Source organism: Nitrospirillum amazonense, from assembly GCF_007828035.1.
GTDB classification, from domain to species: Bacteria; Pseudomonadota; Alphaproteobacteria; order Azospirillales; family Azospirillaceae; genus Nitrospirillum; species Nitrospirillum amazonense.
Genome location: NZ_VITV01000001.1, coordinates 368,693 through 381,482, shown reverse-complemented (window position 1 = coordinate 381,482; position 12,790 = coordinate 368,693). Strand labels below are relative to the sequence as shown.

Here is a 12,790-nt window from a genome sequence, read left to right as displayed (position 1 = left end):
CTTTTCTCCCAACGCCTTGAAACTGCAACACCCCAATGTTAGTGCAGGTGCACAAACATTGGTTGGCGACCTCTTGGGAAGCAGGGCGCCGGTAGGAAAAGATCGGGGGATTCTCATGACGACTTTCACGCCGGGCGGCGTCGCCGCCCGCGAACGTTTGCGCTTGCGCCGCATCCTGCTAGCGGGTGCCGCCCTCAACGTGATGGTGTGCGGGGCCGCCATGGCGCAGGAGGCCTCGTCGGCCGGCGACGTGGAAACCATCCTGATCACCGGCGGCCGCCCCGTGAGCGCCACCGGCCAGATCACGATGCAGGAGGCGCCGAAGTCCGCCTCCGCCGTCACGCAGAAGTTCATCCAGGATCAGCCCGCGGCGGCCAACCCCTTCCAGCTGATCAACCTGGCGCCGGGCGTAAACTCCAACGGCCGTGACGCCACCGGCACCGGCCGTGGCGCCATCTCCGTCCGCGGCTTCCAATCCAACCAGATCGGTCTCATCCTGGACGGCGTGCCGGTCAACGACAGCGGCACCTTTAACGTCTACCCGCAGGAATACATCGACGCCGAGAACCTGTCCCAGGTCTACATCATGCAGGGTGCCGGCGATGCCGACACGCCCAACGTGGGTGAGACGGGCGGCAACATCGGCATGGTCATCCAGAAGCCGTCCGACGATTTCCATGTGACGCTGCAGCAGGCGCTGGGCGACAACAACCTGCGCCGCGAGTTTGTGCGCGTGGATACGGGCGACCTGGGCTTCCGCACCAAGGCCTTCATCTCCTACTCCAATGCCGAGGTGGACGTCTGGCGCGGCGAGGGCACGACCAAACGCCAGCATGTCGACGCCTCCATCGCGCACGACATCGGCGACAGCAGCCGCATCGCGCTCAGCGCCTTCTACAACACGGCCGAAACCTATTCCTATCAGGCGCTGACCAAGGCACAGATCGCCCAGTACGGCTATGACTTCAACTTCGCCACCCTCTTCGCCCCCACCGCCCCGGCGGCGACCGGCACGGTGCAGAACGACAACAACGGCCCGCTGCTGACCCAGCGCTCCAACTACTACAAGCTGGCGACCAACCCGTTCGAAAACCTGGTGGTGTCGGTGAAGGGCAACTTCGCCCTGACCGACAACCTGCGCCTCGATGTCCAGCCCTACCTCTGGTACGGCTTCGGCGGCGGCGGCACCGCCGGCTATTTCTCCGAAACCAACGCGGCGCAGTTCGGCGTTCCGGGCCAGGCGTTCAAGGGCATCGACCTGAACGGCGACCACGACACGCTGGACAACAAGCTGTTCTACAACCTCTTCGCCCAGCAGCAGATGCGCCCGGGTTTCGTCACCCGTGGCAAGTGGACCTATGGCCACAATGAGCTGGTGGTGGGCTTCCAGTACGAAACTGGCAAGCTGCGCGAATGGAAGCCGCTGCTGTCGGTCGACGCCAACGGCAATCCCGTCAGCCTGTGGCCCGACCTCTACAACGAGCATGTGTTCCGCGCCGACGGCAGCGTCGTCCGTACCCAGGACCAGAAGACGACGACGGAAGTGGTGCGCCCCTTCGTGGTCGACACCCTGAACCTGTTCGATGACAAGCTGGCGCTCAGCGTCGGTTTGCAGCATTCGCAAATCAACCGCAGCGGCATCAACTATCTGCCGCTCAGCCTGCGCACCGCGAACGCCAACGCCATCGCGCCGACCCATCCGGAACTGGACCAGGGCAAATTCGTGCCCAGCGCCGGTGCGGTCTACCACATCGACGACAGCAACCAGATCTTCGCGTCGGCCACGCAGACCTTCCGCGCCACCGACAATTCCGCCCTGTACACGCCGGGCGTGAACCTCTCCACCATCCAGCCGGAAACCACCGTGGATCTGGAGGCGGGCTACCGCTACGCCGGTGAATGGTTCATTAGCTCCGTCACCGTCTTCAACACCAATTACACCAACCGGCAGCAGTCTCTGTTCGATGTCACCGCCAACACCACGGTGTCGAAGAACATCGGCGGCGTCATCATCAAGGGTCTGGAGGCCGAGGTCGGCACCAAGCCCATTGACGGCTTCTCCGCCTATATGTCCACCGCTTATACCCAGAGCCACCTGAAGAACGATCTGTACGTCGGTCTGGCCAACGGCTCGACGGTGCCCCTGCCCACGGCGGGCAAGCAGCTGACGGACACGCCGGAATGGCTGGTTTCTGGTCTGCTGCGGTATGAGCGGGACAGCTACTTCGCCCAGATCCAGGGCAAGTACACGGCCCATCGCTTCAGCACCCTGACCAATGATGAAGAGGTGCCGTCCTTCTACACCTTCGACGTCGCGGCCGGGTACACCCTGCCGGAAGCGCTGACCGGACGGTTCGCGACCAAGCTGGTGCTGTCGGTCACCAACCTGTTCGACAAGCGCTACCTGGGCGGCATCAATTTCGGCAACAACGCCCAGCCCTACAACGGCGTCGCGGCCAACCTGCCCAGCTATCAGCCGGCGCCGCCGCGCTTCATCTCCGCCAAGATGACGGTCACCTACTGATCGTGGCCGCATAAGTCTGGAAGGGGCACCGGTGGCGACGCCGGTGCCCTTTTCCTTTCAGGGCGCGGCGTAGCGGCGGTGCAGCTCCGCCGCCATTTCCCCCATGTGGGCGCGCAATGCCGGGGGGCCCAGGACCTCCACCGTCAGGCCCAGGCCCAGCAACTGGCGGGCCGTCCATTCCACCGCCTCCAGGGGAATGTCGGCTTCCGCCCAGCCGTCGGTGTCGGCCGCCTGCAGGGTGGCGGTGATGCGTTCGTTGAAGGCCGGGCCCAAATTGCGCAGGGATTTCAGGCCGGCCGCTGTGGCCTTCACCCGGGCGGTGCCGGTGTACAGACCGGCCTCGAAGCTTTGCAGCGATTCCTGCCAGTGGGCCGGCAGGTTGAAATCCGCCGGCCGGGTGAAGCGCCGGTCCAGCACGGTGTGGGCCAGGATGTTGGAAACGCGGTAGGTGCGCGGGCTGCTGGTCGGCTTGCCGGCCTTCGTCTGCGGCCTCTCCACATGGGACTGGGCCACCAGGTACCAGACGCCCCCTTTCAGAACCAGCCCCAGCGGTTCCACCGTGCGCTCCACGATGCCGGCCCAGCGTTCATAGCGCATGCGGATGACCTGCTCGTTCCACACTGCCCGGGCGATGTCGGGCAGGATGTCGACCTTGCCCGGTTCCTGGAACCAGCCCACCGGATCCAGGTGGATGCGGGCGTTCAGACGCGAGGCCGTCTGGCGCCCCTGTTCGGGCAGGGCCGCCAGCAGCTTCAGCTGGGCGGCGGCCAGGGTGTCGCCCAGGCCCAGTTCCGCCGCCGGCCCCGGCAGGCCCGCCAGGAACAGGCTCTCCGCCTCCTGCGCCGTCATGCCGGTCAGACGGGTGCGGTAGCCATCCAGCAGCTGGAATCCCCCGGCGCGTCCCCGATCGCCGTAGACGGGGACGCCGGCGGCACTCAGGTCGTCGATGTCCCGATAGATGGTGCGGACAGTGACCTCAAGCTCATCGGCCAGGGCCTGCGCGGTCTGGCGACCTCGGGTCTGAAGCAGCATGAGCAGGGAAAGAAGACGGCTGGCGCGCATGATTTTCAAACTAACAGATTATACCTGACAAAGGATGTCAGGTTTTGTCCGGTAAAGTGCGCTCACCGGACAAAACGCCCGGTTTTCCCATCGCGGAGGACCGTTTCCATGCATGCCACCAGCACCCATACCCCTACCCGCCGCGCCGCCCTGTTAGGCGCCGGTCTCATGGCCTTCGCCGCCGTCCCGGCTCAGGCGGAGCACTTGCCCGCCGTCGATCGCCTCCCGACCGATCCGCACCAGCCCGATCTGCTCACGGGCGGCCCGGGGGCAGGCGACTTCGACTTCTTGGCCGGACGCTGGTCGGCGCTGAGCCGCCGACGGCTGAACCGCTGGGTGGGCGATGACCGCTGGGACGAGGCGCGGGCCAGCGCCCACGGCCAAGTCATGCTGGGCGGCCTGGCCTGCCTGGATGAGTTGGAGCTGCCGGCCCTGGCGGACCAGCCCAGCGCCGCCGTTACCTTCCGCCTGTACGACCCGGCGGCCCGGCATTGGGCACTCCACCGGGTGGACGGGCGCACCGGCACCTTGCAGGCCCCCCTGACCGGGCGTTTCACCGGTGGCCTGTTCGCCGGCCGGCGGGGTGACTTTCGCGGTCAGGATTTCGATCCGCTGTTGGGTCGGCCGGTTCAGGCGCGGGTGATCTGGTCACGCATCACCACCACCTCCGCCCTATGGGAGCAGGCGTGGTCGGCCGATGAGGGCCGCAGCTGGGAAACCAATTGGACCCTGGCCTTCACCCGGGTTTGAAGAGGCTTGACCTCAACTTTGCTTGAGGTCTTAGCGTGACCCACAGCTCAAACGACAAGAACAAGGAAAACCACCATGAGACTGCAGACCGCCATATTGCTGGCCCTGACCCTGCTGGTGGGCGCCGGCATGGCCGACCGGGCGCTGGCTTGGCCGCCCGACCTGATGCCGGCCGACGCCTTGCCCCTGAAGGTGGCGCTGCGGGCGGAGGCGCCGACGCCTAAGGTCAAGGTTTCGCCGGTCACGAGCCCCGCCGCCTGCTGCGCTGTCTTGGAGCTGCGTCAGTACACCCTGAAGCCAGGCCAGCGGGACGCGTTGATCGACCTGTTCGACCGCTATTTCCTGACAGGGCAGGAGGCGGTGGGTGTGCGCGTGGTGGGCCAGTTCCGCGACTTGGATGACCCCGACCGCTTCGTCTGGCTGCGGGGTTTCCCTGACATGCCGGCACGCGCCGCCAGCCTGGCGGCCTTCTATGGCGGACCAGTATGGCAGGCGCACCGTGAAGCCGCGAACGGCACCATGCTGGACTCCGATAATGTCCTGCTGCTGCGGCCGGCAAGCGCGGCTTCAGGCTTTGCCGGTGCCGCGCCGTTGCCGCCGCCGGTGACGCCCAGCCCTGCGCCTCTGCCGCCTGCGCCCCTGTCGCCCGCGCCTCCCGGCGCGCCGCCGGCAGGGCATGGCATGTTGGTCGCCACCCTCTATTACCCCTTCCCAGCCCATGACGCCGCTGCGGCGCTGGATTTGGCTGACGCCTTCGCGCGTGACGGGGCGCCGGCTTTGGCGGCGGCCGGCGGTCCCATTCTGGCGGCCTTCGTCACCAATCCTGAACCCAACAATTTTCCCCGCCTGCCGGTGCGGGAGGGGGAGGTTGTCTTCGTCACCTTCCAGGCATTCGCTGACGCGGCGGCCTACGACCGCTATCGCGCCCATGTCGTGACGCCCTGGTGGCGCGGGCATGTGCTGAAAGGCGCGCCGGAGGTTCGCCGTTTGGCCCCGACTTCCGGATCCCGGTGGCAAGGGTCCTTCTAACCAATGTCTAGGGCTGACCAATGTCTAGGGCCCCGGGCCGCCTTTTGGGGGCCTTGGCCTCGGGCCCCGGCTTCCGGACAGTGGCGGGACCAAGTCCTTGCCGGGAGGCCAAGATGGAACAGTCTACAGTTCAGTCCGTGTCATCCCCCGCGACCGCGCCCATTCCGACCGGACTGCGCCGCCGCCGTTGGCTGAAACCCATGTTGGTGGGAGCCGGCATCCTGGGCGCGGGGCTGCTGCTCAGCGCGTGCGCCACCCAGCCGCCGCCCATGGCGGGCCGTGAGTTGCCCGGCTTCCTCTACGGCTTGCTGCACGGATTGATCGCGCCTTTCAGTTTCCTCTACAGCTTGATTTCCGATACGCGGGTCTACGCCTATCCCAACCCCGGCCGCTGGTACGATTTCGGCTTCCTACTGGGCGTCAGCGCCTGGGGCAGCGGCGGCACCACCGTGGTGCGCCGCTGAGATCCTGTCCGGTACGCCTCAGGGCGGCGCCAATCCGATGGGGGGAGTTGCCGGGTAGCGGGGCGGCAGGGCGCGAATGGGAATTTCCGCCGCCGGCGAGGGCGCCGGGCTGAAGGGCGGCACCAGGGCCAGGCCTCGCTCCAGCGTCCATAGCGCCGCTTCGCGGCTGTCGCCCGCTTCCTCGGCCAAGCCAGCCCGGGCCAGCACGTCCGCCTGTTTCAGCAGGCTCGCCGCTGCCTCCATGCGCACGCGCAAGGTGGCGGCCGGGCGCAGGTCCGCTTCCCTTACCTGGCCGTGGGCCTCCAGTGCCGCTTCCAGCCGGCCCATGCCCTCCAGCGCCTGCTCCAGCGCAGGCGCCGCGTTTTCCAACAACTCGTCACAGGCTGCTTGGCCGTGTCCCTGATCCAGCCGCCGGCTGGCCAGGCGGACGCTGAGCGCCGCGTGCGCCACATGGCGCGCCAGGGTTGGAATTTGGACCGCCAAGGGCTGCATGGCCGAGACGCGCGCGGGCAGGGCGGCGGCAATGGGAACAGGCGGCGCGGGTGACGCGGACGACATGGGGCGGGCTCCGTTTTTGACTGTCAAAAGGAACCCCGGGGCGGCGGCAGCCGTTCGGCGCCTGCCCACCCCGGGGAGGGGGCGACCCACCCGGGGAGGGGCAGGGGGCGGGTCGCCATCGCCGGGCGGCGCCGATGGGGAAGCGCCGGCCGGTGAGGATTACCCTGGCAGGAGAAAAATACCCCGTCAAGCAAATTCGGGGAATAATCCCCCTGCTGGGTGACGCTCTCCGGCTCGTTCCGTCAGTGGCGCATCGGCCGCCGCTTGACCGCCTCGCGTCAAAATGAGAACGTATAGAGAACATATGGCAGGCGTGCCGAAAGGCGTTCTATGCCCTGGGGCGCACGTTAACCGGGAGTTTCGGCCAAAGATTTATCGAGGACGTACGGATTTACAGGGCTTGGCGCTTGGGGCTGTCCCATTGGGGCAGATCTGGGCCGGGCCGGTACCAGGAACGGCATCCCGGAACAGGATCGGGGCCATTGCGGGATAGAGGAGTGGAATGTCCGGTCGCGTGTCGCAGCGGCGTTTGCCCCTGGCTGGGGAGGTTTATCCCGGCACGCCCGAGGCGCCGCCCGCCGGGCGGCGCCTGCGGGTCATCGTGGGCGGCGTGCCGGTCGTGGCGTTGGTCAGCGATGCTTGGCCATGGACTCTGTTGTCGCTGACCCGGCACCGGCAGGTGGACATGGTGCCGTCCTTGCACCAGGTGGCCGGGGGTGCGGCTATCGCCGCCGACGCCTGGGTTGCGTTGGATACGGCTGCAGTCCCGAGCGGCCTGCGCGTGCGCCTCTATCTGGTGGATGCCCTGCCGGCTGATTCGACAGCAACGGTGGGGGAGAACGACGGCCCAGCCGACATGTTGCTCAGCCGCGATCTGGCCGCCTGCCTGGGATGGGCGTCATGCTGATGACTGATAAGAGGGCTGGCGTCGGCGGCGCCTCAGCGCCGGGCGATCTCGCGTTCGATTTTCAGCTTTTCCAGGTCCAACTGGAACAGGCGCACCAACTGAGCGGCCAGGTCCAGGTCGCCCTGGCGGTAGGCAGCCCGCACCTTGTCCAGTACGGCGTCCAGCACCGCATGTTCGGGCAACGGCGGCGGTTCCTGCACGGCATAAGGGATGGGATGCGGAGTGGCGAGATGGCCAACCTCGTCCCTCGAGTCGTCGCCCAGCCGGCTCTCACCGATCAGGTCCTCGATTCGGCAGCCCAGGCCGCGCGCGATCTTGTAGATGGTGTCGGCGCGGGGGGAGGCGGACTTGCCGTACATGATGCCTTTGATGGTGCCTTCGTTCAGGCCGGCTGCTCGTTCGAATTCCGCATAGCCCAGGTTCAGCGCCGACAGGCGACGGCCCAGCCGCTCAGCCAATGGGCTGGGCGCGGGGGCGTTCGGGATGACTTTGGCGGCGGTGGTCATGTGGGGAAATTTACCCTGAGGCGAAAGCGGCGTCGCGGGGGAATTATACCCTAGAAATCGGGAGAAATTTACCCTATCCTTGGCGATATGACCAGGGGCTAATGCAGCCCGCTGGTTCTGAAGCCCGAAATAGGAAAGGAAGTCCATGTCCCCCAGTTCCCGGGGCGCCGCCCCCCGTCCATGCTCGGCCGGCGCGGCGGCATCGCACGCCGTCGGCGCGTCCGTCACCACCAGCTTGCAGGGCCGGCTGGGCCGCACGCCCTCGACGCCCGACGACCTGCGCTCCATGGCCATCGCTGCTTGGCATAAGCGCGGCGTGGCCATGATCCGGCTGGAGGATCTGCCTAACGAATTTGATCGCCTGGCGGTGGAAGCCATCGCCACCTCCCTCTACGGCAAAAGGACGCCTTCGGAATGACCACGCCCACAACCGCTTTCGGCCCGTCATCCGCCACCATCCACAAGGCGCCGCCCCGCCGCCGGGCCGGTCGTCCGCGTAAGGCCGGTGCCCGCCATGCCTGCGGCCAACTAGTGCAGGCCGACGCCGCCGCCATCCTGCCGCAGGCGCTGGAACGCCGGGCCGACCTGCTGGGTGCCCCGGCCTCGCTGCCGGTGGCTCAATTGCTGGACCAGCGGGCGGGGCAGCCCCTGGGGCAGCTGCTGCTGCGCGGTCGCCTGACCCAACGGCAGCACGATGCCGGCCAGGCCGTGGGCGGCCTATGGCGCGCTTGGCTGTCCTTGGCCGAGGCGCCCAAGCCTCATGCCTACGTGCCGGAGTCCGGCAGTGGTGTCGTGCGGGTGGATGTGGATCCCAACCGCTGGGCCCGCACCGATGATCGCCTTGCCCAGGCCCGCGTGCTGATCCGGGCCAGCGGGCCCCATGGCCTGCTGGCCCTGACTTTGGTGGAAGGGGTGTGCGCGGATGAAATCATGCCCCGCCGGTTCGAGGCCACCTGGGCCGGCGACTGGCCCCAGGGCTGGGCGGCATTGACCACGGCGCTGGACGCCTTGGCCGATCATTACCGCCTACCCCGCGACTGACCGTTGTTGGAAAGGACCGACCATGACCGTGCTTCCCTCTCGCGACGATACGGGTGCCGATCATCCCGCCTTGGCCGCCGCTTGGCGGGACCGCCGGCGCGGGGGCCTGAGCTCCTATCCCGTCCTGACCCCGGCCGGCCTGGTGCTGGGGACTGGCACCCTGCTGGCCAAGCGCCTGAAAGATGCCTGGGCGCCGCAGGCCTTGGATTTCGATGCCGACCGCCTGCTGGCCTTGCTCGCCATCGCCTATGACCGCCCCTACACGGCGGAGCAGGCGCGGCGCATCCTGGCCAAGGTCCAGGCCGCCGGCCGCGCCCTGGCGGTGGGTGAACCCGTGCAGGCGGCCATCCACTTGGCCCATGCCGGCCTGGGCGTCCTGCCCGATGCGGACAATGCCGCCCGCCGTCTGTTGCTGGCGGAGATGCTGCTGGACCAGGGGATGACTCCGGACGCGTTGATGAAGGCGGCCGGCTTTCCGATGGTAAAATACAGTCCTGATCAGCCCAGGGACAACCACGGTCGGTGGACGGCGGCTGACGCAGGTGGCGATTCATCCGCCGGTTCGGGGCCGCGTTTCCTTGTAAGCCCGGATCCCGAGGATGGAGGCTTATCCCGTACCTTGGCAGTCAGGGGCGCTGTCGCGACGGCGGCTGCCCCGGGCAAACAGTGGCAGCAACACTGGCTAAAGACGCCGCAACCGGGACTGCTCGATAAGCTCGCGGGTAGCGAGCAGTCGGCGAATGGTCATGCGGAAAGCTATGGATACGACGCCTTCTATCCAGGAACTGGTAAACATCCGGACCCTGCGTATGGGCGCTATCAAATAAAGGAAACAACGCTGATTGCTCTGGGCGCCAAGAGCGGCAAAGGGAAGGACGCATGGGACACAGAGTTCGGCAGGAAATATAACATTAAGACCGATGATGATTTTCTGAATAGCGAAGAGGCCCAGGATGAGCAGGGTATAAATCTGATCAACAAGATCGTTAAAGAAAGTGCGCCATTGTACAAAAAATACGGAGGTCGGACATTCATTGGAATAAAAGGTGAAGCCATCAAGGTGACGCAAGCTGGACTTATCGGCGCCTTCCACCGGGTGGGAGGGGCGGCGGTCCGGGCATATTTCGCCCGATATGACGGGCGGGATACCAAGCCTTATCGCAATAAAATTCTGGCCGACGCCGACAACAAACACGCGAAGGGGCGACTGGATGCCAAGGTGGAAACGAGACTGCGCGAGTTCCAGGATGTGCCCTATAACGATGAAAATTGATCTGCGACTCCCCCACCGACAGGCGATTTTTGCCGAGATCCCCCCTAACGCGGGTGGTATGATGCCGAAATATCAACTTCGGGGGCGTGATATGCACCGCGCTTTGGGATTGGCTTGCGTGGTTTTGGTCGGCTTTTTTACCTCCAGCCCGGTTGGTGCTTGGGCTGCAGCTCCCAAGACGCCCAGTTCCGTCGACCCGGATGAATCCCGTTTTGATGATCCACGATTGGGGCGCTACATGCTGCGCAGCAGTGTCCTCATCGGTTTGGGATTGAAGCACGGATGGGGGAGCGATGGCTGGGGGCGGACGGAATACGCGAAGGCGTTCCATATCAAAAGTGACGAGGATTATCTTCACAATCCAGCGGCGCAGGACGGTGCGGCTGAAACGTTGATCGCCTACCAAGTTGAAGCCATGGCGCCGCTGCTTAAGCGCTACGATGGGCGCACCTTCAAGACGGCTGACGGAAAAACAGCGACAATTAACCAGTCCGCGTTGATCGGTGCCGCCCATCGGGTCGGCGTCCATTGCGTGATCGCCTATTTCCAAACTTACGACGCGCACGATACCGTAGGGAAAGCGGACCAGATGCCCTCCCGTTTCCGCCAAGTGGAAGTCCGTCTCGTTGATTTCAAGGATACACCTTACAACCAAGACGGCGCGGACCAAAAAACAGGAAAAAAGAAATGAAACGGCGATTGGGATTGTTCTTGAGCTTTATGCTGCTGGCCACCTGTCCCGCTCCGGTTGGTGCGCAATCGCCGAAACCAGCACCTGGACATCTAGTAGTATTCTCCGAATTGTCGGGAGCCAAAATTAAATTGGCTCGCCAATTACTCGCCATCAATACACCCGCCGGCGCCGATGATTTTGGGCATATTGCCGATCCGAAAAAAATTGTGCGCTACGCCGAAGTCGATTTGAATGGAGATGGCGTTCCAGAAATACTTCTGGCTGTCGCGGATGCCTATTATTGTGGCACGTCGGGATGTACGGTCTTTGTGTATCAAAAACAAGGCGACATCTGGACTTTTCTGACGCCGCTGTGGACGGATGCGGGTGATTTGGTTGTTTTGGATCGTACGGACAACGGTTATCGGCGCTTCATCCATGTCTATATCGACAGCAACGCTGATCGGCCAGATGAGGGCGGGGATTATCCCAGGCATTACGAGATGATGTCATGGACGGGTAAGGCCTATCGCTATGAGCCCCTGACGGTGGAAGCGTTTACACGGCTCTCATCGCCTTCCGGAAAAAACTGAATCGCATGTAAAAGCGACTTGACGCCAATTCCCGATGCCGCCATATATTGAAATATGAAATGCCGATTTGCGCCCGGAAGGCTGAATGCCTTGCCGGGCGTTTTGTTTTTCGACGCCCACGCGGGCCTCGCTGCTTCCTATGTGAAATAGCCGTTCTCATTCCTTTCAGCGTGCCAGGAACGTACCTCCGTGCCGATGCGCGATATGTCTAAATGCTGTTCTTGGCCCTTATGGCCGCAGCCCGCCTCCTGGTTTGCTGGGCGGTGCTGACCACGGCCTTGGACGCCCTGGCCGACCATTACCGCATGCCCCGCGATTGACCCTCGCCGGAAAGAACCGACCATGACCGTGCTTCCTTCCCGTGACGATACGGGTGCCGATCATACCGCCCTGGCCGCCGCTTGGCGGGACCGCCGGCGCGGGGGCTTGAGCGCATATCCCGTCCTGACCCCGGCCGGCCTGGTGCTGGGGACTGGCACCCTGCTGGCCAAGCGATCGAAAGATGCCTGGGCGCCGCAGGCCTTGGATGTCGATGCCGGCCGCCTGCTGACCTTGCTCGCCATCGCCTATGACCGCCCCCACACGGCGGAGCAGGCGCGGCGCATCCTGGCCAAGGTCCAGGCCGCCGGTCGCGCCCTGGCGGCGGATGAACCGGTGCAGGCGGCCATCCACTTGGCCCATGCCGGCCTAGGCGTCCTGCCTGACGCGGACAATGCCGCCCGCCGTCTGTTCCTGGCGGAAACACTGCTGGACCAGGGGATGAATCCGGAAACGTTAAGGAAAGTTGCTGGCTATGGCGATGATCAGGCCGTCTTAAAGTATAATGAGAATCATCGGCCTTCTGGCCCAGGCGGCGGTCAATTCTACTCCCCTTCGGATGCCGGAGGCGGTACGCCGTCTTCGGTGATGAATAGAGGGCATGGCGCGGCTAGGCCGATTCAGAATGATACCGTGGAAAAGAAGCGGCGGTTCGTGCAGCGCACTATTGGCGTTGCCCGCGAGATTGCTGCGAAGCTCAACGTTCCGGTGGAGAATATTTTAGGGCTGTCAGCACTGGAATCGGGATGGGGCGGTCAAAACCCGGATTCAAGGTTTGCCAAAGATGGAAACAATTACTTTGGCCAACACGCTCATTCTAAATATGAGAATGGAACGATGTTCAACAAAAAGGGGAACGTTGAAATGTCGACGTTCGCTACACCGGAAGATTCCTTCCGATCCTTCGCGGAAAGCCATGGCGATTTGATTCGTAGGGTGCGAGCTCCAGAGGAGCGCGCGCGAAAATTGCAGGACTCTCGTCGATTCGGCATATTGGAAAATGGAGAACCTGTAGTGGACTACGTTGGGAACGTGGCGGGGACTATCAGGAAATTGCGGCCTATTATCGCTGAGCATGCGGGGGAATGAATA

The 12,790-nt window shown here is 64.5% G+C and carries 14 protein-coding genes; 11 read left to right on the top strand and 3 right to left on the bottom strand.

From position 1 onward, the window contains the following. Window positions 1-115: 115 nt before the first annotated feature. The gene (locus FBZ87_RS01685) at window positions 116-2,524 is read left to right on the top strand and encodes a TonB-dependent receptor (protein ID WP_145608652.1); all 2,409 of its coding nucleotides are present in this window, start codon (window positions 116-118) and stop codon (window positions 2,522-2,524) included. A 57-nt stretch (window positions 2,525-2,581) separates the two neighbouring features. On the opposite strand, the gene FBZ87_RS01680 is transcribed toward FBZ87_RS01685, so the two are convergent. Next, window positions 2,582-3,586: a helix-turn-helix transcriptional regulator gene (locus tag FBZ87_RS01680; RefSeq protein ID WP_145608651.1), complete on the bottom strand. Its 1,005-nt coding sequence runs from the start codon at window positions 3,584-3,586 to the stop codon at window positions 2,582-2,584. Window positions 3,587-3,694: 108 nt separating this feature from the next. On the opposite strand from FBZ87_RS01680, the gene FBZ87_RS01675 reads away from it, so the two are divergent. The 3 genes from FBZ87_RS01675 (at window position 3,695) to FBZ87_RS01665 (ending at window position 5,829) form a co-directional block, all read left to right on the top strand. Beyond that, on the top strand, window positions 3,695-4,336 hold the full coding sequence (locus tag FBZ87_RS01675; protein ID WP_145608650.1) for a hypothetical protein: 642 nt from the start codon (window positions 3,695-3,697) through the stop codon (window positions 4,334-4,336). A gap of 75 nt (window positions 4,337-4,411) precedes the next feature. Then, window positions 4,412-5,365 carry an NIPSNAP family protein gene (locus FBZ87_RS01670; RefSeq protein WP_145608649.1) on the top strand — a complete coding sequence of 318 codons (954 nt, stop codon included), beginning with the start codon at window positions 4,412-4,414 and terminating at the stop codon, window positions 5,363-5,365. A 200-nt stretch (window positions 5,366-5,565) separates the two neighbouring features. Further along, the gene (locus FBZ87_RS01665; RefSeq protein ID WP_145608648.1) at window positions 5,566-5,829 is read left to right on the top strand and encodes a hypothetical protein; all 264 of its coding nucleotides are present in this window, start codon (window positions 5,566-5,568) and stop codon (window positions 5,827-5,829) included. Window positions 5,830-5,847: 18 nt separating this feature from the next. Here FBZ87_RS01665 and FBZ87_RS01660 read toward each other — a convergent pair whose 3' ends face one another. Beyond that, window positions 5,848-6,387, bottom strand: a complete 540-nt coding sequence (locus FBZ87_RS01660; RefSeq protein WP_145608647.1) for a hypothetical protein — start codon at window positions 6,385-6,387, stop codon at window positions 5,848-5,850. Window positions 6,388-6,889: 502 nt separating this feature from the next. Between FBZ87_RS01660 and FBZ87_RS01655 the strand changes: the two genes are divergently transcribed. Beyond that, the gene (locus FBZ87_RS01655) at window positions 6,890-7,294 is read left to right on the top strand and encodes a hypothetical protein (protein ID WP_145608646.1); all 405 of its coding nucleotides are present in this window, start codon (window positions 6,890-6,892) and stop codon (window positions 7,292-7,294) included. A gap of 32 nt (window positions 7,295-7,326) precedes the next feature. On the opposite strand, the gene FBZ87_RS29030 is transcribed toward FBZ87_RS01655, so the two are convergent. Continuing rightward, a complete protein-coding gene (locus FBZ87_RS29030; protein ID WP_186454511.1) occupies window positions 7,327-7,800 on the bottom strand; it encodes a helix-turn-helix domain-containing protein in 474 nt (157 codons plus the stop codon). A gap of 145 nt (window positions 7,801-7,945) precedes the next feature. Between FBZ87_RS29030 and FBZ87_RS29025 the strand changes: the two genes are divergently transcribed. The 6 genes from FBZ87_RS29025 (at window position 7,946) to FBZ87_RS01625 (ending at window position 12,787) form a co-directional block, all read left to right on the top strand. Next, a complete protein-coding gene (locus FBZ87_RS29025) occupies window positions 7,946-8,218 on the top strand; it encodes a hypothetical protein (protein WP_186454510.1) in 273 nt (90 codons plus the stop codon). After that, the gene (locus tag FBZ87_RS01645) at window positions 8,215-8,841 is read left to right on the top strand and encodes a hypothetical protein (RefSeq protein WP_145608644.1); all 627 of its coding nucleotides are present in this window, start codon (window positions 8,215-8,217) and stop codon (window positions 8,839-8,841) included. The genes FBZ87_RS29025 and FBZ87_RS01645 overlap by 4 nt, the downstream gene beginning before the upstream one ends. Window positions 8,842-8,863: 22 nt before the next feature. After that, complete coding sequence (locus tag FBZ87_RS01640; RefSeq protein ID WP_145608643.1) at window positions 8,864-10,114, top strand: hypothetical protein; 1,251 nt, start codon at window positions 8,864-8,866, stop codon at window positions 10,112-10,114. Beyond that, complete coding sequence (locus FBZ87_RS01635) at window positions 10,104-10,805, top strand: hypothetical protein (protein WP_145608642.1); 702 nt, start codon at window positions 10,104-10,106, stop codon at window positions 10,803-10,805. The genes FBZ87_RS01640 and FBZ87_RS01635 overlap by 11 nt, the downstream gene beginning before the upstream one ends. Further along, window positions 10,802-11,380, top strand: coding sequence for a hypothetical protein (locus tag FBZ87_RS01630; RefSeq protein ID WP_145608641.1), 579 nt, complete (start codon window positions 10,802-10,804; stop codon window positions 11,378-11,380). Before FBZ87_RS01635 ends, FBZ87_RS01630 begins: the two co-directional genes overlap by 4 nt. 342 nt (window positions 11,381-11,722) lie before the next feature. Next, window positions 11,723-12,787 (top strand): glucosaminidase domain-containing protein, encoded by a 1,065-nt coding sequence (locus FBZ87_RS01625; protein ID WP_145608640.1) that lies wholly within the window; start codon window positions 11,723-11,725, stop codon window positions 12,785-12,787. Window positions 12,788-12,790 lie beyond the last annotated feature (3 nt).